The sequence below is a fragment of the Hymenobacter sp. B81 genome (assembly GCF_044628455.1).
Classification (GTDB): Bacteria; Bacteroidota; Bacteroidia; order Cytophagales; family Hymenobacteraceae; genus Solirubrum.
In genome coordinates, this window is the sequence record NZ_JBIYZW010000003.1 from 249,363 (window position 1) to 276,325 (window position 26,963).

Annotated in this window: 21 protein-coding genes; 7 read left to right on the forward strand and 14 right to left on the reverse strand. The window is 64.3% G+C overall.

From position 1 onward, the window contains the following. Positions 1-244 precede the first annotated feature (244 nt). A complete protein-coding gene (locus ACE191_RS18055; protein WP_400194115.1) occupies positions 245-661 on the forward strand; it encodes a BrxA/BrxB family bacilliredoxin in 417 nt (138 codons plus the stop codon). 72 nt (positions 662-733) lie between these two features. Here ACE191_RS18055 and ACE191_RS18060 read toward each other — a convergent pair whose 3' ends face one another. The 3 genes from ACE191_RS18060 to recQ all read right to left on the reverse strand — a co-directional run bounded on the left by ACE191_RS18060 (position 734) and on the right by recQ (position 5,870). Further along, a complete protein-coding gene (locus ACE191_RS18060) occupies positions 734-1,255 on the reverse strand; it encodes a dihydrofolate reductase family protein (protein WP_400193638.1) in 522 nt (173 codons plus the stop codon). Positions 1,256-1,391: 136 nt separating this feature from the next. After that, positions 1,392-3,488 (reverse strand): M3 family metallopeptidase, encoded by a 2,097-nt coding sequence (locus tag ACE191_RS18065; RefSeq protein ID WP_400193639.1) that lies wholly within the window; start codon positions 3,486-3,488, stop codon positions 1,392-1,394. Between the two features lie 153 nt (positions 3,489-3,641). Beyond that, positions 3,642-5,870 (reverse strand): DNA helicase RecQ, encoded by a 2,229-nt coding sequence (gene recQ / locus ACE191_RS18070; protein WP_400194116.1) that lies wholly within the window; start codon positions 5,868-5,870, stop codon positions 3,642-3,644. An 84-nt stretch (positions 5,871-5,954) separates the two neighbouring features. On the opposite strand from recQ, the gene ACE191_RS18075 reads away from it, so the two are divergent. Further along, positions 5,955-6,935, forward strand: a complete 981-nt coding sequence (locus tag ACE191_RS18075; RefSeq protein ID WP_400193640.1) for an SIS domain-containing protein — start codon at positions 5,955-5,957, stop codon at positions 6,933-6,935. A 151-nt stretch (positions 6,936-7,086) separates the two neighbouring features. Then, positions 7,087-8,181, forward strand: coding sequence for a mannose-1-phosphate guanylyltransferase (locus ACE191_RS18080; protein WP_400193641.1), 1,095 nt, complete (start codon positions 7,087-7,089; stop codon positions 8,179-8,181). Between the two features lie 151 nt (positions 8,182-8,332). On the opposite strand, the gene rlmB is transcribed toward ACE191_RS18080, so the two are convergent. The 5 genes from rlmB to ACE191_RS18105 all read right to left on the reverse strand — a co-directional run bounded on the left by rlmB (position 8,333) and on the right by ACE191_RS18105 (position 15,476). Continuing rightward, a complete protein-coding gene (gene rlmB, locus ACE191_RS18085) occupies positions 8,333-9,190 on the reverse strand; it encodes a 23S rRNA (guanosine(2251)-2'-O)-methyltransferase RlmB (protein ID WP_400193642.1) in 858 nt (285 codons plus the stop codon). Next, on the reverse strand, positions 9,145-10,383 hold the full coding sequence (locus ACE191_RS18090) for a GWxTD domain-containing protein (protein WP_400193643.1): 1,239 nt from the start codon (positions 10,381-10,383) through the stop codon (positions 9,145-9,147). Before ACE191_RS18090 ends, rlmB begins: the two co-directional genes overlap by 46 nt. Positions 10,384-10,688: 305 nt before the next feature. After that, positions 10,689-13,679, reverse strand: coding sequence for a DUF2723 domain-containing protein (locus ACE191_RS18095; RefSeq protein WP_400193644.1), 2,991 nt, complete (start codon positions 13,677-13,679; stop codon positions 10,689-10,691). A gap of 165 nt (positions 13,680-13,844) precedes the next feature. Further along, positions 13,845-14,471, reverse strand: coding sequence for a T9SS type A sorting domain-containing protein (locus ACE191_RS18100; protein ID WP_400193645.1), 627 nt, complete (start codon positions 14,469-14,471; stop codon positions 13,845-13,847). Positions 14,472-14,711: 240 nt separating this feature from the next. Further along, entirely contained in the window at positions 14,712-15,476 is a 765-nt protein-coding gene (locus ACE191_RS18105) for a biotin--[acetyl-CoA-carboxylase] ligase (protein ID WP_400193646.1), read from the reverse strand. Positions 15,477-15,517: 41 nt separating this feature from the next. Between ACE191_RS18105 and rsfS the strand changes: the two genes are divergently transcribed. Both rsfS and ftsH read left to right on the forward strand, forming a co-directional pair. Then, positions 15,518-15,904, forward strand: coding sequence for a ribosome silencing factor (gene rsfS / locus ACE191_RS18110; RefSeq protein WP_400193647.1), 387 nt, complete (start codon positions 15,518-15,520; stop codon positions 15,902-15,904). Between the two features lie 130 nt (positions 15,905-16,034). After that, positions 16,035-18,179, forward strand: coding sequence for an ATP-dependent zinc metalloprotease FtsH (gene ftsH / locus ACE191_RS18115; RefSeq protein WP_400193648.1), 2,145 nt, complete (start codon positions 16,035-16,037; stop codon positions 18,177-18,179). 441 nt (positions 18,180-18,620) lie between these two features. On the opposite strand, the gene ACE191_RS18120 is transcribed toward ftsH, so the two are convergent. The 4 genes from ACE191_RS18120 to ACE191_RS18135 form a co-directional block, all read right to left on the reverse strand. After that, a complete protein-coding gene (locus ACE191_RS18120) occupies positions 18,621-19,589 on the reverse strand; it encodes an ABC transporter permease (protein ID WP_400193649.1) in 969 nt (322 codons plus the stop codon). Further along, positions 19,586-20,584, reverse strand: coding sequence for an ABC transporter permease (locus ACE191_RS18125; RefSeq protein WP_400193650.1), 999 nt, complete (start codon positions 20,582-20,584; stop codon positions 19,586-19,588). The genes ACE191_RS18120 and ACE191_RS18125 overlap by 4 nt, the downstream gene beginning before the upstream one ends. Positions 20,585-20,591: 7 nt before the next feature. Beyond that, on the reverse strand, positions 20,592-22,334 hold the full coding sequence (locus tag ACE191_RS18130; protein WP_400193651.1) for an ABC transporter substrate-binding protein: 1,743 nt from the start codon (positions 22,332-22,334) through the stop codon (positions 20,592-20,594). Between the two features lie 72 nt (positions 22,335-22,406). Further along, on the reverse strand, positions 22,407-22,598 hold the full coding sequence (locus ACE191_RS18135) for a hypothetical protein (protein ID WP_400193652.1): 192 nt from the start codon (positions 22,596-22,598) through the stop codon (positions 22,407-22,409). 355 nt (positions 22,599-22,953) lie between these two features. On the opposite strand from ACE191_RS18135, the gene ACE191_RS18140 reads away from it, so the two are divergent. Beyond that, the gene (locus ACE191_RS18140) at positions 22,954-24,468 is read left to right on the forward strand and encodes a hypothetical protein (RefSeq protein ID WP_400193653.1); all 1,515 of its coding nucleotides are present in this window, start codon (positions 22,954-22,956) and stop codon (positions 24,466-24,468) included. A gap of 136 nt (positions 24,469-24,604) precedes the next feature. On the opposite strand, the gene ACE191_RS18145 is transcribed toward ACE191_RS18140, so the two are convergent. Continuing rightward, on the reverse strand, positions 24,605-24,964 hold the full coding sequence (locus ACE191_RS18145; RefSeq protein WP_400193654.1) for a hypothetical protein: 360 nt from the start codon (positions 24,962-24,964) through the stop codon (positions 24,605-24,607). Between the two features lie 429 nt (positions 24,965-25,393). Here ACE191_RS18145 and ACE191_RS18150 point away from each other — a divergent pair, with 429 nt between their 5' ends. Beyond that, a complete protein-coding gene (locus ACE191_RS18150; RefSeq protein WP_400193655.1) occupies positions 25,394-25,969 on the forward strand; it encodes a DinB family protein in 576 nt (191 codons plus the stop codon). Here the strand turns inward: ACE191_RS18150 and ACE191_RS18155 are convergent. Then, a complete protein-coding gene (locus tag ACE191_RS18155) occupies positions 25,966-26,730 on the reverse strand; it encodes a fatty acid desaturase (protein WP_400193656.1) in 765 nt (254 codons plus the stop codon). The two genes, ACE191_RS18150 and ACE191_RS18155, sit on opposite strands and share 4 nt — an antisense overlap. Positions 26,731-26,963: the final 233 nt, after the last annotated feature.

Sequence of the window (26,963 nt, forward strand, 5' to 3'; positions counted from 1 at the left end):
GCCCCGGCAGAATTTCCCGCAGAAGCCCCGGCCGGGACCAACGGCCCGGGCCCGCCGGTACGGCGGCCACCGCGGGCTGCCGACCGGCCAACCGAGTAGTTACTGCGCACTGGGCAAAACCAACTACCCCGCTTCGGTGGTTATAGAGCGCGGCGTGCCGGAGTTTGCGTAATTTTGCGTCCGGTGCGACGCCCCGCCTCGCCCGCTTTCTCCCTGTAACCCAAGTTTGTCAACTACTATGGCAATGTACCCCGAATACATGGTGGCTCCCATCCGCCAGGACCTCACCGAAGCTGGTTTCGAGCAGCTCATGTCGCCCGAAGAAGTAGAAGCCGCCCTCAAGCCCGCCAGCGGCACGGTGCTGGTAGCCGTGAACTCGGTGTGCGGCTGCGCCGCTGCCAAAGCCCGCCCGGCCCTGAAAATGGCTTTGTCGAGCTCCGATAAGAAACCGGCCAAGCTGGTAACCGTGTTTGCCGGCATGGAAACTGAAGCCGTGGCCAAGGTGCGCGAGCATATGCTGCCCTACCCGCCCTCGTCGCCAAGCATTGCCCTGTTCAAGGACGGCGAGCTGGTGCACATGATCGAGCGTTACCACATCGAAGGCAACGACCTGATGCGCATTGTGGATAACCTTCAGGGTGCCTTTGCCGAATACTGCTAAGAATAGTAAGTTTTTCGTGCGAAAAAGGCCCGCGGCACCTGCCACGGGCCTTTTTGCTTTTTGGCCACCGCGCTACTTGTCGAGCCGATAGTCGAGCATCAGCACGCCGTTGCTGTATTTTTTTACGTCCTGCAGCCGTAATTTCTGCGGGGGCGGCGTGCTCAGCAGCTTGATGCCCCGGCCCAGGAAAACCGGCATCACCGCCAGCAGTAGCTGGTCAATAAGGCCAGCCGCGTTGAACGCGTCGATGAGCTGGCCGCCGCCCACCAGCCAGGTGCGGCCGGCGGGCAGCGTGGCCGCCAGCTCGGCTACCGAGCCGTGCCACAGGCGGATGTCGGGGTCGGCGTCGGTGGGCAGCTCGCGGCTGGTGCACACGTAGGTGGGCAGGCCGGCGTAGGGCCAGGCAATGCCGAAGCCCAGCACCTGCTCGTAGGTACGGGCGCCCATCACCACGGCGCTGAGCGAGGCCAGCAACTCGGCGTAGCCATAGTCTTCGTCGGGCTGCTCGAAGGCGTGCAGAAAGTCGACGCCGCCCTGCTCGTCGGCGATGTAGCCGTCGAGGGAAGCAGCAATGTAAAGGACGGTTTCGCGCATGTGACAGGTACTTGGTATTAGGTATGAGGAGCCAAGTATGGGGGTGGAGGGCCCGGGGCTGGCTTGCGGTTCAGGAATCCTCGCTGACAATGGTTTTAGCCCCAAAACCGAATACCTAAACCCTAATACCTAAATCTTATAGCCCCAGCGACTTGAAGAAGGCTTCCTGGTTGGGTTCGCGGCCCAGGAACTGCCGGACCAGCTCCAGCTCTTCCTGGGTACCGCCCTGGGCCAGCACGATGTCGCGGTAGCGCAGGCCGGTTTTCTGGTCCATCACGCCGTTTTTCTCGAACACCGAGAACATGTCCTCGGCGTACACCTTCGACCACATGTAGCCGTAGTAGCCCGCGCCGTAGCCGGTGAGGTGACCAAAGGCGGCCTGCATGTGGGTGCCGTCGAGGTAAGGGTAGGGCATCACCTGATTTTGCACGCGCTTCACCACGTCGGTGGTCGTTTCCCGGCCGGTGGGGTCAAACTTATCGTGCAGGGTCATGTCGAGGGTACCGTAGAAGATCTGGGCCGAGGCGGCAATGCCCGAGCCCACGTTGCGGGCGGCCCACATCTTGTCGTAAAGCGCCTTGGGCAGCACCTCACCGGTCTGGTAGTGCTTGGCGAAGCCCTTGAGGGCCTCGTAGTTCCAGGCCCAGTTTTCCAGAATCTGCGAAGGGGCCTCCACAAAGTCGCGCTTGACGCTGGTGCCCGACTGCGACGACAGCTCCGCCGTGGTCAGCAGGTTGTGCATCACGTGACCAAACTCGTGGAAGAAGGTCACCACCTGCGAGTGCGACATGAGGGCGGGCTTGCCGGCCGTGGGGGCGTTGAAGTTGCACAGCAGCACGGCAGTGGGAATCTGGTAGCCCTGGGGCGTGGCCTTGCCCGGCACCACGCCAAAGCAGGCGGCGTGGGTGTACTTGTTGTCGCGCGGGTGCAGGTCGAGGTAGAAGCGGCCCACCAGTTTTCCGTCGCGCTGCACTTCAAACATGCGGGCGTCGGCGTGCCACACCGAGGCGTCCTTTACCTCCGAGAACTTGAGGCCGAACAAGTGCTGGGTGGTCTGAAACAGGCCGGCCATCACGCGGTTCAGCTCGAAGTACTCCTTCACCTGTTCGGCGTCGAGCTGGTACTTGTTTTTCATCAGCAGCTCGTTGTAGTAGCTCACCTCCCAGGGGTTGAGCGTGGCCGCCGCGGGGTCGTTGTGTGCGGTGCGCTTCACGGCCAGCAGCTCCTGCACGTCTTGGGCGGTTTTCTGCTTCACGCGCTCCACCAGCTTGGCCTCGAAGTCCCACACCGTTTGCGGGGTTTTGGCCATGCGGCTGCTGATCTGGTAGGCCGCGTAGCTGGGGTAGCCCAGCAGCTTGGCCTTTTTCTGGCGCTCCAGCAGCACCTGCTGCAGCACGTCCAGGTTTTTGTCGGCCGCGCGGTTGTTGTACTTGATGAACAGCTGGCGCCGGGCCTCGTCGGAGGCGGCGTACTTCATGAAGGTGCTGTACGAGGGGCCGTCGAGGCCGATCTTGTACTTGTCGCCTTCGCGGGGGCGGGCCTTCTTGTAGTCCTCGGGCAGGCCCTTCATGTCGGCCTCGCTCACCAGCAGAAAGTCCTTGTAGGCGGCGATGTTGTTGCCGAACGTCAAACTCAGCTCCGAAATCCGGTCGTTGATTTTCTGCAGCTCCTGGCGCTTTTCCGAGCTCAGGGCGAAGCCGCTGCGCTCGTAGTCCTCAATGGTTTCGGTCAGGAACTTCTTGCGCGGACCTTTCAGGGCCTTGGCCTCGGCGGTCTGGGCGTAATCCTTCACAGCCTTGTAGAGCTGCTCGTCGAGCTCCAGCTGGTTGCCGTAGCGGCTCAGCTCGGCAATGCTGCGCTGGGCCTGGTTGCGGATGGCCGAGTCGGGGCTGGCGTTGGCCAGGATGTTGATGGAGCCGCCGGCCTGCCCCAGCCGGGCCGAGAGGTTGTCGAGGGCCAGCAGGGTGTTGGTGAAGGTGCGTTTGCCAGCCGGCACCAGGTAAATGGCGGCCAGGGAGGCTTTGGCTTCGAACACGGCCAGCTCGGCGGTGCGCTTCACGTCGGCCTTGGTGGCCTTGCCGAAGGCCACGGTTTGGTTGAAGGTGGGCAGCAGGACCGTGGTGGCGGGCTTGGGGGCCGGGCCGTTGCCGGCCGCGGCGGGCGCCAGCGCGGTGCAGGTCAGCGCCAGGGCCAGCCCGAGGCGGGCGGTGGCGCGGCAGTAGGAGGGAAGCATGCCAAGGAATAGTAAGGGTGAGAAAGGAAATTCGGCGGAGCCGAAAGGACGCCGCAGGCCCGGCAACGCTGCACGGGCCAAACAGAAAAACGCCCGTGGCCACCATGACCGCGGGCGTCCCCAACATCCGAAAAATCCGAGAAATCCGGGGCCCTAGTTGGCCACTTCGCTCAGGAACTTGATGCGCATCAGGCGCAGATCTTCCTCGGTGTAGTCATCGGTACCCAGTTCCTTGAGGGCCACGGCAATGTTGTCAGTTGGCGCCTGCATGAAGTAGTCGTAGATTTCCTCCTGCCGGTCCTGGTCGAGCACCGAGTCGATGTAGTAGTCGAGGTTGAGCTTGGTACCGGAATAGCAGATGTGCTCAATTTCCTCCATCAGCTCGCGCATGTCGATGCTCTTGGAGGCGGCAATCTCCTCCAGGTCCATCTTCTTGTCGATCTGCTGGATGATGTAGATTTTGATCTTGGACTTGTTCACCGCCGACTTCACCACCACGTCGGCCGCGGTTTCGATGTCGTTGTCCTGCACGTACTTCTTGATCAGCTCCAGGAAGGGCGCGCCGAACTTGTGGGCCTTGCCCTGGCCCACGCCCGACACGTGGGCCAGATCGTCCATCTTCGTGGGGAAGGTGGTGGCCATTTCCTTGAGCGAGGGGTCCTGGAACAGCACGTAGGGCGGCAGGTTTTTCTGCTGGGCCAGCTTTTTGCGCAGGGCCTTGAGCATGTCGAACAGGGCCGCGTCGTGGCCGGCCGACTGCTGCACTTCCTCCTTCTGCTCTTCCTGCTGCACTTCCTGCTCGTAGTCGTGGTCCTTGGCAAACTTCAGGCTGTAGGGCTCCACCAGGAAGTCCTCGCCCTTGTCGCAGATGCGGATGACGCCGAAGCTTTCGATGTCCTTGCCCAGGAAGCCCGAAATCATGCACTGGCGGATGATGGAGTGCCAGAAAGCCACGTCGTGGTCCTTGCCCGCCCCGTACACCGGCAGCTGGTTGTGGCCGTAGCTTTCCACGTGGGGGCTGGTCATGCCCGTGAGCACGGCCGTCAGGTGCTCGATGCCAAAGCGCTGCTCGGTTTGCACCACGGCCTGCAGGGCCAGCTTCACAAACTCCTTGGCCTCGAACTTCTCGCGCGGGTGGCGGCAGTTGTCGCAGAAGCCGCAGTCCTTCTCGTACACCTCGCCGAAGTAGTGCAGCAGCTGCTTGCGCCGGCACACGGCCGAATCGGCGTAGTTGGCCATTTCCTGCAGCAGCACCTTGCTGTTGTCGCGCTCGGTAACGGGCTTGTCCTTGTTGAACTTCTCCAGCTTCACGATGTCGTCGTAGCTGTAGAACATCAGACAGTCGCCCTCCAGCCCGTCGCGGCCGCCGCGGCCGGTTTCCTGGTAGTAGCCCTCAATGCTCTTGGGCGTGTCGTAGTGAATCACGAAGCGCACGTCGGGCTTGTCGATGCCCATGCCGAAGGCAATGGTGGCCACGATAACGTCGCACTCCTCGCTCAGGAAGGCATCCTGGTTGTTCATGCGGGTCTGCGGGTCGAGGCCGGCGTGATAGGGCAGGGCCCGCACGTCGTTGACCTTCAGCAGCTCGGCAATTTCTTCCACTTTCTTGCGGCTCAGGCAGTACACGATGCCGGCCTGGCCCTTGCGCTGCTTCACGTACTGAATCAGCTGCTTCTTGGTCTGGTGCTTGGGCCGCACCTCGTAGTAGAGGTTGGTGCGGTTGAACGAGGTCTTGAACACCGACGCGTCGTCCATCTGCAGGTTTTTCTGGATGTCCTGCTGCACCTTGGGCGTGGCCGTAGCCGTGAGGGCAATGATGGGAATGCCCGCGCCGAGGTTGTCAATGATGCCGCGAATCTTGCGGTACTCGGGGCGAAAGTCGTGGCCCCACTCCGAAATGCAGTGCGCCTCGTCGATGGCCACAAACGAGATGGTGGCCTTCTGCAGAAAGTCCAGGGTTTCTTCCTTGGTCAAGGACTCGGGCGCCACGTAGAGCAGCTTCACCTCGCCGTTGATGACGTCCTTCTTCACCCGGTTGGCCTCCGTCTTGGTCAGCGTGGAGTTCATCACCTGGGCATTCACGCCGAAGGCATTGAGCTGGTCGACCTGATTTTTCATCAGGGCAATGAGGGGCGAAATCACGATGGCCGTGCCCGGCAGCACCAGCGCGGGCAGCTGGTAGCACAGCGACTTACCGGCCCCGGTGGGCATAATCACGAAGGTGTTGTGGCCCTCGATGACGTTCTGAATGATGGCTTCCTGCGTGCCGCGGAACTGACCGTAGCCAAAAACTTCCTTTAACTTGGCTTTCAAATCGGCCCCGACGGGCTGGGCAGCCTTCTTACGGGCTACCGGCTCTGCTGTGTTGGCTTCTGCTGACATCATCGTTCTTCCTCTTTGAGCAAAGGGTGCAAACCGGGCGGAAACTTGGGAAGGGGTTTACTGCTCAATCTAAACAAAGTTAGATTGAAAGCCCAGACGGACATTACTTCTATCGGAAAAAAAGTGCTTCTGCAAGAAGCTGAAGCCATTCGCGGGGTAGCCGATGCCATTGGCCGAACCGGAGATTTCCAAGATTGCGTGCGCGCCATCCTGCAGCTGCGCGGCCGCGTGGTGGTCACCGGCATCGGCAAGAGCGCCCACATCGCCGGCAAAATCGTGGCCACGCTCAACTCCACGGGTACGCCCGCGCTGTTCATGCACGCCGCCGATGCCATTCACGGCGACCTGGGCATGATTCAGCCCGAGGACTTCGTGGTGTGCATCAGCAAGAGCGGCGACACGCCCGAAATCAAGGTGCTGGTGCCGCTGCTGCGCCGCAAGCGCGTGCCCATGGCCGCGCTGGTGAGCAACCGCGACTCCTACCTGGCCGTGCAGGCCGACTTTATCCTGCACGCCCCGGTCGAGCGCGAGGCCTGCCCCCACAACCTGGCGCCCACCACCAGCACCACCGCCGCCCTGGCGCTGGGCGACGCGCTGGCGGTGGCCTTGCTGGAGTCGCGCGGGTTCAGCTCCCAGGACTTTGCCCACCTGCACCCCGGCGGCACGCTCGGCAAGAAGCTCTACCTGAAGGTGGGCGACCTGAGCCGGCAAAACCAGGCCCCGCAGGTGCCCACCGGCGCCGGGCTGCGCGATGTCATCCTCGAAATTTCCGGCAAGCGCCTGGGCGCCACCGCCGTGCTCGACGAGGCGGGCCAGCTGCTGGGCATCGTCACCGACGGCGACCTGCGGCGCATGCTCACCAACTTCGCCCCCGAGCGGCTGGCCGCCGTGCGCGCCCACGACATCATGACGCCCCGGCCGGTAACCATCGACGTGGAGGAAATGGCGGCCGAAGCCCTGGCCCGCATGCAGGCCCGCAACATCACCCAGCTGGTGGTGACGGAGGCCGGCCGCTTCGCCGGCTTCATTCACCTGCACGACCTGCTGCGCGAGGGGCTGGTGTAGCACCGGGCCGCGCCGGCTTTACCGGCCCTCGCGCCCGGCCCAAACCGCGGCGCCAAACTTCGGCGCGCCGCCGCGTTGAGTTTACCGCCGAAACCTGATATTAGCTGCGCGTCGAACCCGGCGCGCCTTCCTTCCGCAACTGACACCTCGTATGCCTTCTTCCGCTGCTCCTTATCTCGTGGTCATGGCCGGTGGCATTGGCAGCCGCTTCTGGCCGTTCAGCCGCACCCAGCACCCCAAGCAGTTTCACGACGTGCTGGGCGTGGGCAAGTCCATGTTGCGCCTCACCGTCGACCGCTTCGCCGGCATCTGCCCGCCCGAGAACATCTTTGTGGTCACCAACCGCGACTACGTGGACCTGGTGCACCAGCACCTGCCCGAGCTGGCCCTCGACCACATCTTGGCCGAGCCCATCGGGCGCAACACGGCCCCCTGCATCGCCTACGCCAGCTACCGCATTGCCCAGCTCGACCCGCGCGGCGTGATTGTGGTGACGCCGGCCGACCACGCCGTGCTCAAGGAAGACGAGTTCCGCGACGACATTCGCCGCGCCGTCGATGCGGCCCGCAACCACGACATTCTCATCACCCTGGGCATTCAGCCCTCGCGCCCCGACACCGGCTACGGCTACATTCAGTTTCACGACGACGGCAAGACCCAGGAGCTGGCGGGCCTCAAGAAGGTGAAAACCTTTACCGAGAAGCCCAACCTGGAGCTGGCCCAGATGTTCGTCGACAGCGGCGACTTCCTGTGGAACTCCGGCCTGTTCATCTGGCGCGCCGACGTGATTCTGCACGCCTTTCACCACTACCTCTCCGACATTGCCGAGGTGTTCGACGAGGGCAAGCTGATGCTGGGCACGGCCATGGAAAGCACCTTCGTGCAGGGGGCCTACTCGCGCTGCCGCAACATCAGCATCGACTACGGGGTGATGGAGAAGGCTGATAACGTGTACGTGCTGCCCGCCGACTTTGGCTGGAGCGACCTGGGCACCTGGGACTCGCTGCACCGCATGGGCCACCACGACGCCGACGGCAACGTGGTCGACGGCGACGCCATCCTGTACGACACCAAAGAGTGCGTCATCAAAACGCCCTCCGAGCGCCTGGTGGTGGTGCAGGGCCTCGAAGGCTACATCGTGGCCGAGTACGACAATGTGCTGCTCATCTGCAAGCGCACCGAGGAGCAGCGCGTCAAAGACTTCGTGGCCGACGTGAAGTCGAAAAAGGGCCAGGGGTATAATTAGGGCTGCCAGGTGATGCGGTGACACGTGACAGATTTTCGGTCAGGCGTTGCTGCCGACTGCAACTAAAAGGCCGGCTGCTCTGATGAGCGGCCGGCCTTTTAGTTGGATGGGACGTGTGGCTTGTCAGGTGTTACGTGTCACCCCAAACCCGTCACTTGCCTTCCGTTACCAAACGCTGGCGCAGCACTTCGTAGAGCAAGATGCCGCTGGCGACCGACACGTTCAGGGAGCCAATCTGGCCGATCATGGGAATGCGTAGCTTGGCGTCGGCCAGGGCCAGTAGCTCGGGACTGATGCCGTCTTCCTCGCTGCCCATCACCACGGCCAGCGGGCCGGTCATGTCCAGCGGGGCGCGCTCCAGGCTGGCGTCGCCCTTCTCGGTGCAGGCCACCACCTGCAGGCCCGAGTCTTTGAGGCGGCGCAGGGTGCTGTGCAGGTTCGGCTCGCGGCTCACCGGCACGCGGGTGAGGGCCCCGGCCGAGGTCTTGAGGGCGTCGCCGTTCATCTGGGCCGCGCCATGGGCCGGCACCACAATGGCATCGACGCCCAGGCACTCGGCCGAGCGGGCAATGGCGCCGAAGTTGCGCACGTCGGTGATGCGGTCGAGCACCAGCACCAGGGGACTCTTGCCCTGCTCAAACAAACCGGCCAGCAGCGAGTCGAGCGGCACGTAGTCGATGGGGGAGAGGAAGGCTACCGCGCCCTGGTGGTTTTTGCGGGTGAGGTTGTCGAGCTTCTCGCTGGGCACCAGCGACACGGGTGTGCCGGCCCCGCGGGCCAGTTCGCTGATGTCCTGGGTGAGCGAGTTGCGCGTTCCTTTCAGCAGGAAAATCTTTTCCAGGGTGCGGCCCGCCTGCAGGGCCTCCATGATGGGCCGCAAACCGAAGATCATCTCGATGCTGCGGTCGGCGGCGGGGCGCGGCGGGTAATGCTTCTTGGCTTGGAAGGCGGGGCGGCGCTCGTTCAGCGGCCGGCCTCCGCCCGAGGGGCGTTCAGACCTGTTCTCCATTGTTGCACGGCGGCGTACCAGAGCGGTTCGTACTCGGGGCGGCGCACCAGTTCGTAGTAATCAGGGGCAAAGGTACTGGGTTTGGCGCGCAACACGTAGGTGGCGCTGCCATAGCCCGTGTTGGCGTAGTGCCAGTGCTCCTCGGCGCCGCTGCGCACCACCCGCTCGGGCGGCCCCAGCACGATGTAAAGCAAGCCGCGGTCAGTCATCCAGCCGGGCTTGTGGGCCGAAAAAAGCTGGTTGGCATCTTCCACGCGCTCGTAGAACCGGCGAATGAGCAGCCGTGCCGTTTCGGGCTGGTCGCGGGCGGCGCGGAGCCAGAAGGCATCCACGGCCCGCTTGGGGACCTCGGCTTTTTCCAGCCGGGCGCGCTCCTCGCTGGTGGTCAGGTAGCGCAGCGGGGCAATCAGCTCCTGGGCCGTGCTCAGGTTGGGGTAGTCGCCGTCGGGGGCCAGCAAACCCAGCGCGGGGCCGCCCGCGGCGGGCTGCACGGTGTAGAGGCCCGGGCCAGCCAGCCGAACGAGCTGCCCCGGCCGCAGGGTTTCCTCGCCGTCGGGGCGCAGGGTGCGGGCTTTGGGTTCGGGGGCAGCGGGTCGAGCGTGGGGCGGGCGGGCTGGGGCGAAGTCGGCGGCGTAGCGGCGCAGGGTCAGCTCCTGCTCGGGGCCGTAGCCAGCCACGCCGAATGGCTCACCCACCCGCACGTAGCGGCGCAGCAGCGGCTGGCCCAGCGAGTCGGTGAGCAGGTAGGGGCGCTGCAGATCCGCGGGCGTGAGGCTCAGCCAGGCGGCGGCCCCGGGGTTGTCGGGCAGCTGGCGGGCGGGCCAGAGGGCCAGCACGCGCACCGGGGCGAGGGCCGCGGCCGACACGCGCAGCTCCACCCACAAAGCCGCGCCCTCGCGGCGCAGGTCGGCGGCCCGCAGCACCCGAGTGTGCTGCCAGAGCGGCACCCGGGCCGAGTAGCCGGCCCAGCCCAGCAGCTGCAGCGACTCGCCGGCCCGCAGCGCGCCCGCGTCGGGCAGGCGCAGGTACAGGCGCAGGCTGTCGCCCTCGCGGCGCACCTCGGCCTGGGGGCGGCGCTGCGGGTGGTAAAGGCCGCCTAGATCGAGGCGGGCGGGCACCGGCGGGCGCTGGGCCCGGGCCGGCCAGGCCGCGGCCCCAAGCAGCAAGGCGGTAAGCAGAATCACGTAGCGCATCAAGGCTAATAACGCGAAGTCGACGCAGGCGATGTACCGGTTGGCGTTTCCCAAGTTCCAGAAGCTGGCCGAGCCGCCCTGGGCCGGCTAGTAAACGAGCCGCCCAACGCCGCTGGTAGCACGTGATTCTTCCCGGGTAGTCCGTCCGCAGGGAGGAGGGGAGAAAGGTCGGTCAGCTGCAACAAAAAATCTACAACAATTCAGAATGTTGCAGATTTTTTGTTGCAAGCTCCAGCAGCGGAAACAGCAACGCCGCCCGGCGCGAACCAGGCGGCGTTGGCAGGCAGCAACAAGCTAGCGGTGGGCTATTGTTGCGGGTAGTATTGCTGGAGCAACTGCAGGGCCTTGGTGGCGCGGGCCCGGTCGCCGGTTTTCTCGGCGGCGCGGTACACGCTCTGCAGGGTGAGCAGCTGCAACTGCACTTCCATGTCGAACAGGCCGCTGCCCGGGCTGGTGCTGTAGTAGGCCAGGGCCTGCTGGGCGCGGTTGGTCATGGTGTCCATGATGTCGTTGGCTTTCTGGGTTTCGCCCACGCGCACCAGTGGCTCCACCAGCTGGGGAGTGTAGTAGTCGAAGGGAATAGCCTTGTCGGGCATCACCTTCAGGCAGTAGTTGACCACTTCCTTGGCGCGGGCCAGGTCGCCCTGGGCCACCAGCGTCTGGGCCAGGCGGGCAAACTTGTCGCGGTAGTTGGCCGGGAAGCGCAGCTGGTTTTCGTCGTAGAAGATGTCGGCCCGGTCGAGGTTGCGGTAGGCAAACTTCTTCATCAGGTTCTCATACATCAGGTCGGTGGCCACGTAGCCTTCCTCGCCCTGGGGCTGGTAGTTGGGGTCGCGCAGGGGCAGAATGCGGTAGGCCATGCCCTCGAGCTGGAAGTAGGGCTGTAGGCTCATAAAGTCCTGCTGGTTGACGGTGGACGAGAAGTAGATGGGCCGCTCCCAGTTGTTGGTGGCCAGCATGTCCAGAATTACCAAGTTCTTTTTCTCGATGGCGCCGCGGCCCATGTCCCACTCCATGCGCGAGACGAGCTGCCCGCGGCGCTCGGCCGGCACGATGCCCAGCTTCTGCACGGCCGAGGTATCGACGGGCAAAAAGAACTTGCGGGTGGGGAAGGAAAGCAGGGCGTGGCCGCTCTGGGTCTGCACCTGCAGCAGGGGCGAGTTCTGCTTCACCAGCTCGATGAACTCGCGCAGGTTTACCTGGCTCACCGAGGGGTTTTCCACGAAGGGCAGGTAGTCGTTGGTGCCCTGCACGTAGTTCGGGTTCTGCAGCGAGATGGGCAGCGGCTGCGACTTGTAGGCGCGGCGCTTCATCTGGTCGATGTACCAGTCGGTGTTGAGGTAGCTGAGCACGGCCACGCGCACGTCGGTGCGCACGCCCTCCACTTCCTGGGCGTACCAGAGCGGGAAGGTGTCGTTGTCGCCGTTGGTGAACAGCACCGCGTTCGGGGCCAGGGAGTTCAGCAGGTTCTTGGCCGAGTCCACCGAGTTGTAGCGGTCGGAGCGGTCGTGGTCGTCCCAGCCCTGGGCGGCCATCAGCGCGGGGGCCACCAAGCCCAGGGCCACGGCCACGCCGCCGCGCAGGCTATCGGCCTTGAGCAGGGCGCGCAGCCCTTCGGCCAGGCCCAGCACGCCCAGCCCGATCCAGATGGCGAAGGCGTAGGTGGCACCGGTGAAGGTGTAGTCCCGCTCGCGCGGCTCGATGGGCGGCTGGTTGAGGTAGATGACGATGGCCAGGCCGGTGAACAAGAACAGCAAACCCACAATGAGGGCGTTGCGGCCGTCGCGGCGCACGTGGAAGAACAAGCCCACCAGGCCGAAAATCAGGGGAATGGCGAAAAAGTTGTTGCGGGCGGCGCTGTCGGCAATGCGCTCGGGCAGGCCGTTCTTATTGCTGTCGGTGGGCCAGAGCACACCCGCCTGCTGCACGTCGCTCTCGCGACCCACGAAGTTCCACAGGAAGTAGCGCCAGTACATGTGGCCCATCTGGTACTTGGTCAGGAAGGCCAGGTTCTGGCCCATGCTCGGGCGCTGCCCCTCGCGGATGTCCACCCACTTCTGGTACTGGCGGATGTGCTCGGGGGCCGGGCTGTAGAGGCGCGGCAGCAGCATCTTGTCTTCGGGGCGGTAGATGGTTTCGAGCTTGTACTCGGCAATGACGTACTTATCGCCGCGGCGCACGTAGCGCGGGGCGCCCTGCTTCTGGTCGATAGGCTCGGCGCTGAACTGCGGGCCGTAGAGCAAAGGCCGGTCGCCGTACTGCTCGCGCTTGAGGTAGCTCACGAACGAGAGCACGTCCTTGGGCTCGTTCTCGTTGATGGTGGGCAAAAACGACGAGCGGATGGGAATGATCAGGTACGAGGAGTAGCCGATCAAAATGAACACGAAGGCCAGCAGGGCCGTGTTCAGCACGCGGTTCTGGGCGCGGAAGGAGTAGCGGAAGCCAAACCAGATCAGGCCCAGGAACAGCACCAGGAAGATGATGACGCCCCAGTTGAAGGGCAGGCCCACCGAGTTGACGAAGAACACCTCGAACATGCCCGCCAGCGTGGGCAGGCCGGGGATGATGCCCACCAGAATCAGCCCCACAATGAGGCTGCAAATCACCAGGGTGATAATGCCCCCCGTCCAGTTGGCGTTGGTGGTGCGGCGGAAGTAGTAGATGAGCCCCAGGGCCGGAATGGCCAGTAGGTTGAGCAAGTGCACCCCGATGGAGAGGCCCATTACGTAGGCAATCAGAATCAGCCACTTGTCGGAGTCGGCCTCGTGGGCGCGGTTTTCCCACTTGAGCATCAGCCACACTACCACCGCCGTGCACAGCGACGACATGGCGTAGACCTCGGCCTCGACGGCGTTGAACCAGAACGAGTCGGAGAAGGTCAGCGCCAGGGCGCCCACCACGCCGCTGCCCAGGATGAGCAGCGTTTGCCCGCCGCTGGGCTCCAGGCCGCGGTCGTCGTGCATGCCGGGGCGGCCCAGCACCAGCTTCTTGGCCAGCATGGTGATGGTCCAGAACAGAAACAGCACGGTAAACGAGCTGCTCAGCGCCGACAGCGCGTTAATCAGCACCGATACCTTGGTGACGTCGCCGAAGGAAAACAGGGAGAAGATGCGGCCCAGCAGCAGGAAGGTGGGCGCCCCGGGCGGGTGTGGCACCAGCAGTTTGTAGGAGCAGGCGATGAACTCGCCGCAGTCCCAGAAGGAGGCCGTGGGCTCGAGCGTGAGCAGGAAGGTGACGGTGGCAATGGCGAAAACCAGCCAGCCCACCAGGTTATTCAGACGATGGTATCGCTGCATAGAGGCTTTTTCAGAGAAGCCAAAAGTAGGCATAAATCCCCCACGCGCCCAGCCCGCCGCGTCGCAGGCTCCCGAACACAAAAAAGCAGCCGCCCGGTGGGGCGGCTGCCGCAGGCAACCCAGGAGCCGGGTTGCCGAAGCAAAAAGGCAAGTCAGTCCTGCAAGTCAGTCCTGTAAGGTCACGCGCTTGGTGGCCACGGCTTTGTCGCCCACCAGCAGGCTGCAGAAGTACACCCCGGCCGGCAGCGACGAGAGGTCAACCGGGTGGCCGTTGGCCACCAGCTCGGGGCGCAGCACCACCGAGCGCACTTCGCGGCCAATGACGTTGGTCACGCGCAGGCGGTAGGCGGTGCCGGCTTTGCTTTCGGGGGCCGACACGGTAATCTGCCCGCCGCGGGCCGGGTTGGGGTACACATTCAGGGCCGAAGCCAGGGCGCGGGCACTGGCCGACGCCGTGGGAATGCTCACCGTGATGCTGCCCCACATGCCCGACTGCGGCCCGCCGTGGGCCATGCAGTGGTAGTCGTACTGACCCAGGGCCGTGAGCGTGATGGTGCGCTGCGGGCTCGACGCGTTCATCTGAAAGGTGGGAAACGCGGCCGGGCTGCTGTCCGACATGGTGGGGTGGCTGCCCGACTGCCACTGGAAGGTTACCTGGTCGCCGGGCGCCACCACCAAAAACTGCGGGGAGTATTCAAAGTCGCCCACCGTCACGATGTGGGTGGCCGCGTAGGCCGAGCCGGCGGCCAGCCACAAGCTCAGGGCGACAAACAAGCGGGTAAAGGTTTTCATGGGAGAAGGTCTGAAGCCGGACGCCCCCACGGGGCGCAAAAAAGAAAGAGGAGAGGGGGCAAGCCGCTGGGCCGGGTAAGGCAAGCACCGTGCCCGAGTGCGGGCCGCGGCGGCGCGCCCCGGCTGCTTGGAGCAGCCGGCGGGGCGAAGGTTTAACGTCAGGGTGCGGGCATGGCAGCGGGCCGGTGGGTTGCCTGCTTACTCGGAGGCCCCGGCCAAAAAGGTTGCCTGCCCGCGCCGCTACACGTGGCGGATTTCCTGCAGGTCGAAGTGGCGGGTGGTGCCGTTGTCCTGCTCCAGCACCAGGTGCCCGCTGTCGAGCACGTCCACGATGCGGCCGGCCAGGCGGCGCCCGCTCACCTCGTAGGAATGCCACTCGTCGTAGCGGTAGAGGCGGGCCAGATAGTCGCGGTGCAGGGCGGCGTGGTGGCCGCCGCGCAGCTGCAGGTAGCGCTGCTCCAGGCACTCGAGCAGGCGGCTGGCCAGCGGCGCCAGCTGGTAGGGCCGGCCGGTGAGACAGGCCAGGGAGGTAGCCGTGGGCACCCCAAACGCCGTCTGATTTACGTTCAGCCCCAAACCAACCACGCTCCAGTGAATTTGTGCGCCGCTGAGCGTGTTCTCAATCAGGATGCCCCCCAGCTTCTGGTCGTAGTAATAGAGGTCGTTGGGCCACTTCACGCGCAGGGCGGGGTCGGGGCCCAGCAGCTCGCGGGCCCAGTCGTGGGCGGCCAGGGCCACGGCCAGGTTCAGCCGGAACTGCGCCGCCGCCGGCAGGAAGGTGGGCCGCCACACCACCGATACTGTCAGGTTCTCGCCCGGGGCGGCCTCCCAAACGTTGCCACGTTGGCCGCGCCCGGCCCGCTGATGGTCGGTTATGACGGTGCAGCCCTCGGTGGCGCGGTTTTGGCCGATTAACTCCCGGGCCACGGTGTTGGTGGAGTCGCATTGCGGCAACCACTGCACCTGCCGGCCCGTGAAGAGGGTTTGGGGACTGATTTGCTCCACCCGATTTTTCCTACTTTGTGTTGACAAACCTACCTTCTCTTATGAAAATTTCCCCGGTTCGGCTGGATTCGGACAACTTGGCAGACCTGGTGGTCCGCGGCATGCAGGAAAAGAAAGCCGTGGACATCGTGGTGCTCAATCTTAAACATCTTAAAAACGCCGTAGCCGATTACTTCGTCATCTGCTCGGCCTCGTCCGATACTCAGCTCGACGCCATTGCCCGCTCGGTGGAAGAGGAGGTAGAAAAAGCTACCGGCCAAAACCCCTGGCAGAGCGAAGGCCGCCTGAACCGCGAATGGATCCTGCTCGACTACGTGGACGTGGTGGTGCACGTGTTCCTGCGCGACCGGCGCCAGTTCTACGCGCTCGAGGAGCTGTGGGGCGACGCCGAAATTTCCTACATCGAAGAGGAAACCGCGGTAAAATAGCCGCCGCGCCGAATTGCTTTAAAGTAATTCCGGCCGGCGGGCGTTAGCCTCCCCAACGCCGCCCCCAACAAACCATTCGAGCGGCTTGTTGGCTGCGGGGCCTCTTCCACGTCGCAGACTTTTCTTGTACATGCCAGATAACACTCCTTCCCCGAAAAAGAAAAAACCCATGCTGCCCACGCCCGGCGCCCCGCGCCCCGGCATGCAGCTGTGGGTATTGCTCGGGCTGGCCGTGCTGGTGTTTGGGTTATTCTACCTGAACAAAAGCAGCTCAGCCCTTAAAATCAACCAGAAACGGTTCGAACAGATTGTGCGCGACGGCGACGTGCGCACCGTCACGCTGGTCAACGACCGGGCCGTGGAGGTGACGCTCAAGCAGGAGGCACTGCAGAAAGACCAGTACCGCCGCGAGCTGCGCAACCGCAGCCCGCTGGCCTTCGAACAGGGTCCGCAATACACCTTCAACGTCGTCGACGGCAAGACCTTTAAGGAGGACTACGACAAGCTGCGCGCCACCATCCCGCCCGATCAGCAGGTGGGCCTCGACGTGGACAACTCCCGCACCAGCATCAGCGACATTATTGCCAGCTGGGGCTTCTTCCTGCTGCTGCTGGTGGGCTTCTGGTTCCTGATGCGCCGCATGAGCGGCGCGGCCGGACCCGGCGGGCAGATTTTCAGCATCGGCAAGTCGCGCGCGGCCTTGTTTGAGGGCGGCGACAAAGTGAAGATTACCTTCAAGGACGTGGCCGGCCTGGAAGAGGCCAAGGAGGAAGTACAGGAAATCGTGGAGTTCCTCAAAAACCCCTCGAAGTTCACCATCCTCGGCGGCAAAATTCCCAAGGGCGCGCTGCTGGTTGGCCCCCCCGGTACCGGCAAAACCCTGCTGGCGAAAGCCGTAGCCGGCGAGGCCGACGTGCCCTTCTTCTCGCTCTCGGGCTCCGACTTCGTGGAAATGTTCGTGGGCGTGGGCGCGGCTCGGGTGCGCGACCTGTTCAAGCAGGCCAAGGCCAAGGCGCCCTGCATCATTTTCATCGACGAAATTGACGCCATTGGCCGCAGCCGTTCGCGCGGCAACGTGCCCGGCGGCAACGACGAGCGCGAAAACACCCTGAACTCACTGCTGGTGGAAATGGACGGCTTCGGCACCGACTCCGGCGTCATCATCCTGGCCGCCACCAACCGCCCCGACACCTTGGACTCGGCCCTGCTGCGCCCCGGTCGCTTCGACCGGCAGATCAGCATCGACAAGCCCGACATCGTGGGCCGCACCGAGATTTTCCGCGTGCACCTGAAGCCGCTTACCCTGGGCCCCGACGTGGATGCCCGGAAGCTGGCGGCCCAGACGCCCGGCTTTGCCGGCGCCGAAATTGCCAACGTCTGCAACGAAGCCGCCCTCATCGCCGCCCGCCGCGACAAGAAAATGGTGACCATGCAGGACTTCACCGATGCCGTCGACCGCGTGATTGGCGGCCTGGAGAAGAAAAACAAGATTATCAGCCCTGAGGAAAAGAAAATCGTGGCCTACCACGAAGCCGGTCACGCCATTGCCGGCTGGTTCCTGGAGCACGCCGACCCCCTGGTGAAGGTTAGCATCGTGCCCCGCGGCGTGGCCGCGCTGGGCTACGCGCAGTACCTGCCCAAGGAGCAGTTCCTCTACAACACCGAGCAGCTCACCGACGAGATGTGCATGGCCCTGGGCGGCCGCGCCGCCGAAGAGCTGGTGTTTGGCAAGATTTCCACCGGCGCTTTGTCCGACCTGGAGCGCATCACCAAGATGGCCTACAGCATCGTGACCATGTACGGCATGAACCCGAAGCTGGGCAATATCTCGTTCTACGACTCGAAGAGCAGCAATGAGTACGGCTTCACCAAGCCTTACTCCGAAGCTACCGCGCAGATGATCGACGAGGAAGTGCGCACCATCATCGAAAACGCCTACATCCGCACCAAGCAGCTGCTTACCCTGCGCAGCCGCGAGCTGGAGATTGTGGCCCAGGAGCTGCTGGAAAAGGAAATTCTGCTGCAGGACGACCTCGAGCGCCTCGTGGGCAAGCGTCCCTTCGATACCCAGACCGCCTACCAGGCTCACACCGCCGGCACCGACCGCAGCGAGACGCTGAGCGAGCGGAAGCAGGAGCACCCCACCGGCACGCCCCTGAGCAACGACCTGCCCGAGCTGAACCTGCCGGGCCAGCCGCTGTCGTCGGGCGACGAGCAGCCCGCGGGCGGCCCCCTGCCGGGCCAGAGCGTCCCGAGCGGCACCGCCGTTTCGTAGTAGTAGGCGCAGTACCCAAGCAACGGCCGCTTCCCAACCGGGAGCGGCCATTGCTTTTTTAGGGGAAACGCAAAAAAACCGCTGGCAAAGCCCGCGGTTTTTCCACACACCTATTGGTCCAATATTTCACCGCAGATGAGCCCATTACCCCTGAGCGCATCCGCCGGATAGACACGTTAATGGGTTAGGTGTAGTGCCGAGTCAGTTCGTAGTGGTGAGGCTGCTAGTTGCAGCCTGCGTAATGCCGTTGTCCTTACAAGATTACGGCGCTCAGGAAGCTATGGAAAGGAAGGAACCCGCTCGCCGGTGACTAGTAAAATGGCGGTGGCTATATTGGATTATGGAGCAGAACAAGGTTGATAATTGACTGATTGAGCTAGTTAGCGTAGGATCTGTAGTTGCATGGTAGAATTAATTTCGGCCTGTTTGTGACGGAGTATGCTAGTTGCTTTCCTTATTCAAAGCGGCTGGTAGCAGGGTATGAAGCGCGATGGAAGTGGCCGCCAGCGCCAGGAGCGGAAACAGCACTAGCCACCAGGCACCCGGCTCAAGCCGGGCCAATGCCAGCAGTCGGCCCCAGTCGGCCGCCTCGGGCGGCAAACCCAGGCCCAGGAAAGCCAGGGTGGTTTGCAGGCCGAGGCAGGTGTGCAGGTTCAGCGGCAGCACCGCCCGCAGCACCGGCCAGCTGTTGGGCAGCACGTGGTACCGCAGCAGCCGGCTGGCGCTGAAGCCCTGCGCCCGCCCAGCTTCGATGAAGCCCAGGACGCTAAGCTGGCGAACCTGGCTCCGGGCCAGACGGGCGGTAGCCTGCCAGCCGGTGAGGGTCAGCACAGCGACCAGCAAACCCGGGGCAGGTGACCCCAGCGCACAGAACGCGAGTACCAGCACCAGGCGGGGTAGCGCGCCCAGCAGCAGCGTGGAGGACAGCAGCAGGGCGTCGAGCGGTAGAAACCAAGCAGGCTGCGCGGGCCACAGGCGCCGCAGACCGCCCGCCAGCAATAACAGTAAACTGGCCGCCGGCAGCCAGTTCCACGAGGGCGGCTGCCAGCCCATCAGGCTCAACGCTACCAGCGCCACCAGCCCGTCGGAGCAGGTCAGCCGCGGACCGCGGTTTCCCCACCAGCCCGCCGCCGCGCCCAGCAGCAGGCCGAGCACCGACATGAGCGCCGCCGCCGGCAGGCTGACCAGCAGCAGGCTGCGGGCACCGCCTACGCATAGGGCCAGCACGTCGCGGCCGTACGGGTCGGTGCCCAGCCAGTGCGCGGCGCTGGGCGGGCGCGTGGCCAGCAGCGGGTTGAGCGCCGGGGTCGGCCCGAGCAGCAACTCCGCCAGTAGCGCCGCCAGCAGCAGGATCAGCAGCCAGCCGCTAGCCAGTCTGCGCGGGATGGGTTGGCGCCGCGTCGAACTCATATGGTTGGCCGTAGACGGGGATAGGCCAGAGCTGAAACCACGTCGGCCAGGAGCCAGGCCAGCAGGCGCGCCGCCGCCGTGAGCAGTACGCCGCCCAGCAGCACGGGATAGTCGCGGGCGGCGGCGGCTTCGAGCAGCAGGCGGCCCATTCCCGGTAGGGCAAACACTACCTCCACCACCACCGCGCCGGCGGTCAGGGCCGGCAGCAGATCGGTAAAGCGGGTGATGAAGGGCGGCAGGGCATTGGGCAGCAGGTGTCGGTGCCACAGGCGGTCGGCCGGGGCTCCCTTGGCCCGGGCCGTGACGGCGTAGGGCTGGTGCTGCTCCTGACCCAGGGCCGCCGTCAGCGGCAGAACCAGCCCCGGCAAAGCAGCCAGCACCAGGCTGCTGGCCGGCAGAATCAGGTAGATCAGCCCCGGTAGTTGACCGGCAGCGGCGCCCAGGCCGTAGGCGGGCAGAAGGGCCAGCCCTTCGGGGCTGGCCAGCAGCCACAGCAGCAGCATAGCTACCACAAACAGGGGCAGGGCATCGAGCAGCAGCAGGCCGGGCATCAGACGACGACGCCACTTGGGCCGGCGGGCCAGCGCCAGCGCCGCCGCCCCGGCCAGACTGCCCGTCAGCGCGAGGGCTAGGACTACCAGGGGCAGCGTCACGGCCAGAGCCTCCCTCAGCAGCTGGGCGACCGAGCGCCCGTCGCGGTAGGAGTAGCCCAGGCTGCCGCGGGTCAGCCCGCGCAGCCAGTGGTGGTATTGGTTGTCGAGGCCGTGCCAGCGCCAGGGCCACACGCCCACGTAAAACACGGGCACCGCGAGGCCGAGGCGTTGGGCGTAGCGCTGCTCACTGGCTTGCAGCTGGCGGGTTGACGAAGTACGTACCAACTCGGCGGCCATCAGGCGCGGGGCGGGCAGGCTGCGGCTCAGCAGGAATAGCACCGATACGATCAGCCAGGCGGCGGCCAGCACGCGCAGCAGGCGGACGAGCAGGTTGCCCCCCATAACGCCGCTATTTGCTGCCGGGCGCCGCGGCGCGCAGGGTGGTCAGATCGTAGCCGGGCTCCAGGCCGGCCGGCTGCAGGTTGATCAGGCGCTTGGTTACGGCCAGCCGGTTGGGTTCGTAGTACAGCACATTCAGGGCTGCCGCCTCGTGCATGATCAGCTGCAGCCGGCGCAGCAGCCGGGCTTTGCGGGCCGAGTCCTGGGCTGCCACAATTTCTTCCAGCACGCGGTCGGAAGTGGCCGAGCCAAACCCGGAGGTGTTGCCGCCCGCTACGCCGATGCTGGCCGTGTGCAGCAGGGGGCGCAGGTCGTAGGCGAAAGGGTTGCCGTACACCTTGCGCAGCACCAGCTCGTGCTGCCCGTTGCGGCGCAGCTCCGACAGCACGGAGGCCTCGGTGGGCTGCAGCTGCAGGGGAATGCCCAGCTGAGCGGCGTTTTGCTGCAGCAGCAGCGCGGCGGTTTCCATAAGCCGGTCGCCGGCGCGGTAGTGCACTTTCAGGGCCAGCTGGGCCTGGTCGGTGGGGCGCTGCCACTGGTTCGGGCGCGCGCGTTGCCAGCCGGCTACGCGCAGCAGCTCGGCAGCCCGGCCCGGGTCGTAGCGGCGCAGCGGCAGGCTGTCGTGGTAGGCCCACCGCTCGTTAGGGCTCACGAGACCCACGCTGCGCTGGCCCAGTCCGTACTGGGTAGCCTCAATCAGCTGGGGTACGTCGAGCAAATGCAGCAGTGCCTGCCGGGTGGCCGGCTGGCGCAGCAGCGGCTGCCGGGTGTTCATTTCCAGCACCACCATGCGGTAGGAGGGCGGCGAATACAGCTGAAACTCCCCGGCCTGGGGCGAAGTCCGAAGCTTGTCGAAGTCGGCCGCCGCCATGTTGGGGTACAGGTCCACGTCGCCGCGGCGCAGAGCCAGCAGGGCCGTGGCCGGGTCGGGAATGATGTGGAACTCCAGCCGGGCGGGGTGGGCCAGCAGCTTGGGCTCGGCCGGCTGTAGCCCGTCGGCCCACCAGCGGGCCTTGCGGCGCAGCACCAGCCGCTGGCCCGCCTGCCACGAAACCAGTTCGTAGGGGCCGCTGCCCCGCACCTGATCCGGCCGGCGCCAGCGCAGCGGGTCGTTGAACTGCCGCGCAAACTCCCGCACGGCTGCTTGCTGGGCGGGGGCCAGCACCGAATCGGTGAGCCCGGCCAGGGGCACCTGGCGCAGCAGGTGCTGGGGGTCGAGCAGGTACTCGGGCAGAATGGGGAAGTCGCCGCTGGACGTGCGGTATTCGGGCGCCGCCCCGCGGCAGACGAAAGTAAACCGCCGGGCATCGGTGGAATCGAGCTGAACCTCGTCAATAAAGCCCACCATGTTGCTCAGCAGCTCATTGGGCAGGCCCGGGCAGCGCAGGGCGCGCAGCGTAAAGAGCACGTCCCGGCCGGTGATGGGCTGGCCGTTGTCCCAGGTCGCCTGGGGCCGCAGCCGGTAGCTCAGCCGCGTGAGCGAGTCCTGCACCTGTACCCGCGGCAGCGCTTCAGCCAGCCAGGGCACGTAGCGGCGCTGAGGCCCATCGACCACCAGCAAACTCTGGTAGAGCAGGTTGTTGAGCTGCATGGCAAAGGCATTGGGCAAGGCCACGGGGTTCAGCGACTCGGGGTCCTGGGGCCAGCAAACGCGCACGGCCGGGGCCGGCGTGGTGGTAGCCGACGGGCCGCAGCCAACAAGCAACAACTGGCTCAGCAGCAGGACTGCCACGAGCAATACGAAACGGGGCATAAGGGGAGGCGCGGCGGGCGGGGCGGAAAAGGCCGGGGATGAAGTGGGGCCAAGATAAGGCCGGGCTCCGGGTTAGGGCTTAGGCGTCTGCCCGGCAATGCCGCCGTCACCCCAGGAGCCGCCACCGGTGTCGTTGGTCGATTCGAGGCTGACCTCAAGCTGAGCGTTGGAGCTAAGTTCGGCTACGGGAGCTCCTGGTTGGGTGGGGGGGGGCGAAAAAAGCAGGTGAAACTGAAGCAGGGCGAGGGTAAAGATTTCTAACATGGCAGCAGGTGGGTGGTCGTCAAGTCATTGACTGACACAAACTTCTGCCAGGGTTTCGCCGAAATAAAGGCACAGATGCCAATAGGGGTGACTAGGATTATTTGTATTAATTTGTATTACTATGGTTTTGAAAAGATGCTTTAACGGCTTTATTGCGTGTTTTTGTTAACCGGCTACGGTGAATCGTTTATAGTTATGTGACAATAGCTTTAGATTTAGCCCAGTAATCCACATTACAAATGTGGAGCGGGCCTTGCCGGGTAAAAAGGAAAGACCCGCGGTATCTGTGACGGGAAGATCGGGTAGTATACCTGCTATAAAAGCGCTTTAGTTTTCAGAATAACGATGTTTTACGATGATTGAGCTGACAAATCTAGCCAAGATTGTGACCAACCGTCGCCTCGCCAATCTGCCTTTGCTGGGGGTGGCGAAGGGCAAAGGCAAGGGCCGCAACCGCGAAGAGGAGCTGCTGCACCTGCTTACGACCGAAACCAACCTGACCAGTCTGCAGGCGGCTAAAATGCTCTACGGCAGCACCTCGGCCCAAAGCCGGGCGGCGGTGCGCAAGCTCAAGCAGCGGCTGCAGGAAAAGCTGCTCAATCATCTCTATTTTCTGGATTACTCCGACCCGCGTCACCCCGTCTTTCGCCGCTACGAGCAGCAGTGCCTCGATTTGCTGCAGCAGGCCCGGGTGCTGTGGTGGGAAAGCGAACGAAGCCTGCTGCCGCAGCTGCTGCGCAAAACTTTGCGCCTAGCCCAGGACGGCGACTTCACGCAGCACGTGGTGAGCACCCTGGATCTGATGCGCAACCTCTACGTGGAGTCCAACGACTTCGCAAAGTACCGGGCAACGGTGCGCCTCAGCGAGCGTTACCAGGAAGTGCTGGAAAAGGAGCGGGAGGCCCTGCACCTGTTCTGGGGCGCCAAAATGGATTTGATGCGCTCGGTCCAGGCCCGGCGCCGGCTGTTGCAGTACTTACCCGAGGTGATTGGTAAGCTCGAAGAAAGCAGCCGCGCTACCCGCTCCTACGTCATCTACGACGCGCTGCTGAAGCTGCAGCTCATGCACCAGGAACTGCTGGGCAACTTCGAGGAAATCATCACCATCACGGCCGAAGCTGAAGACCTGTACGCCAAGGGCAAGCTCAACCGCAAACGGTTTGATAGCCGCTTCACCAAGTTCTACAGCCTATACGCCCACCTGCGGGCCCGGCGCCTCGACGAAGGCCTGGCCCTGGGCGAAAACTATATGAAGGCCTTCAGCCGCTCGACCGGCAACTGGTTCAGCATGCTCGAAAACTACTTTCTGCTGGCTATGCACAGCGGCGAGTACGTGAAGGCCGGCGAACTGCTGAAGCGCATGCAGCAGAACCCGTTCGTGACGCGGCTCACGCGCCCGGCCGTGCAGCGCTGGGAGCTGATGCGGGCCTATCTGTACTTTGTACGCCCCGAAGAGGCGGGGCGGCGCACCCTGCAATTCGCTCAGCTGGTGCAGAGCATTCCCGACCACAGCCGCGACAAGCGCGGCTACAACGTGGCTATCCTGATTCTGCAGTTTCTGCACTACCTGCGCCAGGGCCACGACGAGGCCCTGCTGGCGCGGCTGGAGGGGTTGCGTAAGTACGAAACGGCTTACCTGCGCGACGCCTCCACCCTGCGCAGCAGGCTGCTGTTTCGGCTGCTGCAGCTCACCGTCAAGCAGAATTTTGATCCGGTGGCCGTGGAGGAAAAAGGACAGGCGCTCTTTGAGCGCCTGCGCGATGCCCCGCCGCCCGGCGAGGCATACTCCGAAATCGAAATCATTCCCTACGAAAACCTCTGGCGGCTCACCCTGGGCATCCTGCGGCAGCGGAAAGCCGAAGCCCGGTAGCCGGGCCAGCCGAGAACTACCGGCAAATGCGACCTCGCCTGACTGAGCCGCAGGCCAGAACTCCTCAACGGGAGTCTGGTGGCCGCGTATTCAGCTAGGTGCGGTGCCCGAATTATCAGGGACGCGGGGCATTGGCCTAGGGCCGAACCGTAGCGTGGGCCGTGCTGGCGGCCGAAAGCTGCTGGTAGCGCTGCAGTTGGGTAGGCGTGAGTACCTGCTGCAGCCGGGTTTCGTAGCCGCTCACCACTTCGCGCAGCTTGGCGGTCAGTACGGTTTGGTCGCCGGCGTACATCTGCTCGACTTCGGCCTCCTGCTGCAGGCGCTCAACCAGCAGGCGGCGGACCTGCATCTGGCGGGCCTCGTCGAGGTTAAGCTGGGGTGCCAGTTGGCGGGTCATTTCGGCGGCGCGCTGACGCAGAGGCTCCGAGCCACTCTGGGCTTGGGAAATACTGGCGGTGCTGCAGCAAAGGGCGAGGAAGAGTACGAAACGTTTCATGGCTAAACGGTGGGATTTAAGCCGGAAGACTTACTGATGACTGTGCAAATGAAAACAAAAAATTAGAGGAAAAATACATATTGATGAAAAATATTCTCGGTATCCTTAAATAAAACGTTTGTAATGCTATAAACGGCCTGTAAAACTTCACCCCTGAGCTAGCCCATTTGGGAAGCATCGCGCTACCCATCTGGAGTAGCATCAGTTAGGGTAATTTTTTGATAGTGACTACTTTGCGGCTGGTGTTCTTGCTCAGGCATTTTGCAATTCTGGCCGAATAAGTCAACCGCTGCGGGCGCTAGTGGTGGCCGGCGCTGGCGGGGCGGTGCCCGGGCGGTATTATGGGGCCGGGCAGCCGGGTTCGTTGGCAGAACGCCCGGACCGCCGTATTTTGGCCGAACGGTACACGCCGCCGCTATCTTCCCTGCTATGTCCTCAGCCCCCGTTCGCACCGTCGACTTCCTCAACCAGCTCACCCGCTCCGTAGAAGAAGTGCGTGAGGTGGCCCAGCAGCGGTTCCGGGCGCTGAACGAGGACGACCTGAACCGCCGACCGGCGCCCGACAAGTGGAGCGTGGGCCAGTGCCTGGAACACCTCAACATTATCGGCGGCTTTTACCTGCCGGAAATGGGGCAGCGGCTGCGCCGAGCCAAGGAGCGTGACAGCCGCCCGGCCGAATTCGTGAAATCGGGGCCGATTGGGCGGCGGCTCACCCAGGCCATGCTGGTGCCGGCCCGGGAAAAGCCGCTGAAGACCCCCCAGCAGTTTGCGCCCAGCGGCTCGCGCCTGCCGCGCACGGTAGTAGAGGTGTACCTGCGCCAGCTCGACGAGCTGCTGAATCTGCTGCGCATGGCCCGCGACGTCAACGCCAATGCTGTGCGCATTCCCAACGCCGTCATTCCACTGATCCGGCTGCGCCTGACCGATCAGTTTGCATTTATGATTGCCCACCTGCAGCGCCATACCGCCCAAGCCGAGCGCGTACTGAACAGCCGCCCGCGCTAGTGGCCGTGCCCGGCGGGGGGAGGAGGCAGCTCCGCAGCCGCCCGCGGCAGTAAAGCCGTGGGCACCCGCGGATACTGGTGATGCACGTGGTGAAAGGCAAACGAAGCCACCACCGGCGTCCAGACCTGCGCCACGGCCGAAGCGGCCCGGGCGGCTGGGTGCTCGGCAGCCAGGTGATGCGGAATGTAGGCCGCCCAGATGGGCAGCGTGGCGCTCATCGCAAAAGCCACGGCCCAGTAAACCAGTCCCACTGCCGATCCGGTCCTTACGTACAGCGCCACAAAACCCGCTAGCAACAGCAGGGTAAGGCCGGTTTCGAGCAGCTGAATGCGGTGCGTGTGCGGGGCCATGCGCAGTGACTCACGGCGCAGCATCAGAATGTGGTAAGGACCCTGCCACAGCACCCGGGCAAAGCTCCAGGTAGCCGGCGCGCCCTCGGGGTCGTCGGGGCTGAGGCAACGGGCGTGGTGGCGCAGGTGAGTGACTTGCAGGGCGTGGCCGCTTTTGAGCAGCAGCAGGCCGCTAAGGGTCAGCAGCCGGTCGTTGGCGGCTTTCGGCAGCTCCAGGGCGTTGTGCATGGCATCGTGCATCTGCACGAAGGCCGCCAGACACACGGCTACCGCGAGCGGCCCGGCCAGCCACCACCAGCCCGGGGAGGCCGCAGCGACATACAGGGCCAGCAATACCCAGGGACGGGCCAGCTCGACTATGCGCTGGGACGAAGTAAGGCGCAGATGCGCCGCGGTGCTGGCGGAATTCATAATCTAGTGGGTAGCAGACTGCTTATCAGGAGTATCTGCGCTTGAGCGGCACGCCGCGAAGCCGGAGTATCCCGGTGGCAAGGGGCAAGGTAGCGGCTACGGCCGGGGGCTTCAAGGAAATATTAAGAAATAGCGCCCGGTTCGGCCCGGTTTTGGGCAGGAACTAACTTGCCGCGCCCCCAGGGTGGTTTTTCGCGTGTGGATTCACGCGGAACGGCGCATCAGCTCGTTGT

Coding starts and splice junctions, on each gene's coding strand:
- ACE191_RS18055 (WP_400194115.1), top strand. CDS start 245: ATGTACCCCGAATACATGGTGGCTCCCATCCGCCAGGACCTCACCGAA.
- ACE191_RS18060 (WP_400193638.1), bottom strand. CDS start 1,255: ATGCGCGAAACCGTCCTTTACATTGCTGCTTCCCTCGACGGCTACATC.
- ACE191_RS18065 (WP_400193639.1), bottom strand. CDS start 3,488: ATGCTTCCCTCCTACTGCCGCGCCACCGCCCGCCTCGGGCTGGCCCTG.
- recQ (WP_400194116.1), bottom strand. CDS start 5,870: ATGTCAGCAGAAGCCAACACAGCAGAGCCGGTAGCCCGTAAGAAGGCT.
- ACE191_RS18080 (WP_400193641.1), top strand. CDS start 7,087: ATGCCTTCTTCCGCTGCTCCTTATCTCGTGGTCATGGCCGGTGGCATT.
- rlmB (WP_400193642.1), bottom strand. CDS start 9,190: ATGGAGAACAGGTCTGAACGCCCCTCGGGCGGAGGCCGGCCGCTGAAC.
- ACE191_RS18090 (WP_400193643.1), bottom strand. CDS start 10,383: ATGCGCTACGTGATTCTGCTTACCGCCTTGCTGCTTGGGGCCGCGGCC.
- ACE191_RS18095 (WP_400193644.1), bottom strand. CDS start 13,679: ATGCAGCGATACCATCGTCTGAATAACCTGGTGGGCTGGCTGGTTTTC.
- ACE191_RS18100 (WP_400193645.1), bottom strand. CDS start 14,471: ATGAAAACCTTTACCCGCTTGTTTGTCGCCCTGAGCTTGTGGCTGGCC.
- rsfS (WP_400193647.1), top strand. CDS start 15,518: ATGAAAATTTCCCCGGTTCGGCTGGATTCGGACAACTTGGCAGACCTG.
- ftsH (WP_400193648.1), top strand. CDS start 16,035: ATGCCAGATAACACTCCTTCCCCGAAAAAGAAAAAACCCATGCTGCCC.
- ACE191_RS18120 (WP_400193649.1), bottom strand. CDS start 19,589: ATGAGTTCGACGCGGCGCCAACCCATCCCGCGCAGACTGGCTAGCGGC.
- ACE191_RS18125 (WP_400193650.1), bottom strand. CDS start 20,584: ATGGGGGGCAACCTGCTCGTCCGCCTGCTGCGCGTGCTGGCCGCCGCC.
- ACE191_RS18130 (WP_400193651.1), bottom strand. CDS start 22,334: ATGCCCCGTTTCGTATTGCTCGTGGCAGTCCTGCTGCTGAGCCAGTTG.
- ACE191_RS18135 (WP_400193652.1), bottom strand. CDS start 22,598: ATGTTAGAAATCTTTACCCTCGCCCTGCTTCAGTTTCACCTGCTTTTT.
- ACE191_RS18140 (WP_400193653.1), top strand. CDS start 22,954: ATGATTGAGCTGACAAATCTAGCCAAGATTGTGACCAACCGTCGCCTC.
- ACE191_RS18145 (WP_400193654.1), bottom strand. CDS start 24,964: ATGAAACGTTTCGTACTCTTCCTCGCCCTTTGCTGCAGCACCGCCAGT.
- ACE191_RS18150 (WP_400193655.1), top strand. CDS start 25,394: ATGTCCTCAGCCCCCGTTCGCACCGTCGACTTCCTCAACCAGCTCACC.
- ACE191_RS18155 (WP_400193656.1), bottom strand. CDS start 26,730: ATGAATTCCGCCAGCACCGCGGCGCATCTGCGCCTTACTTCGTCCCAG.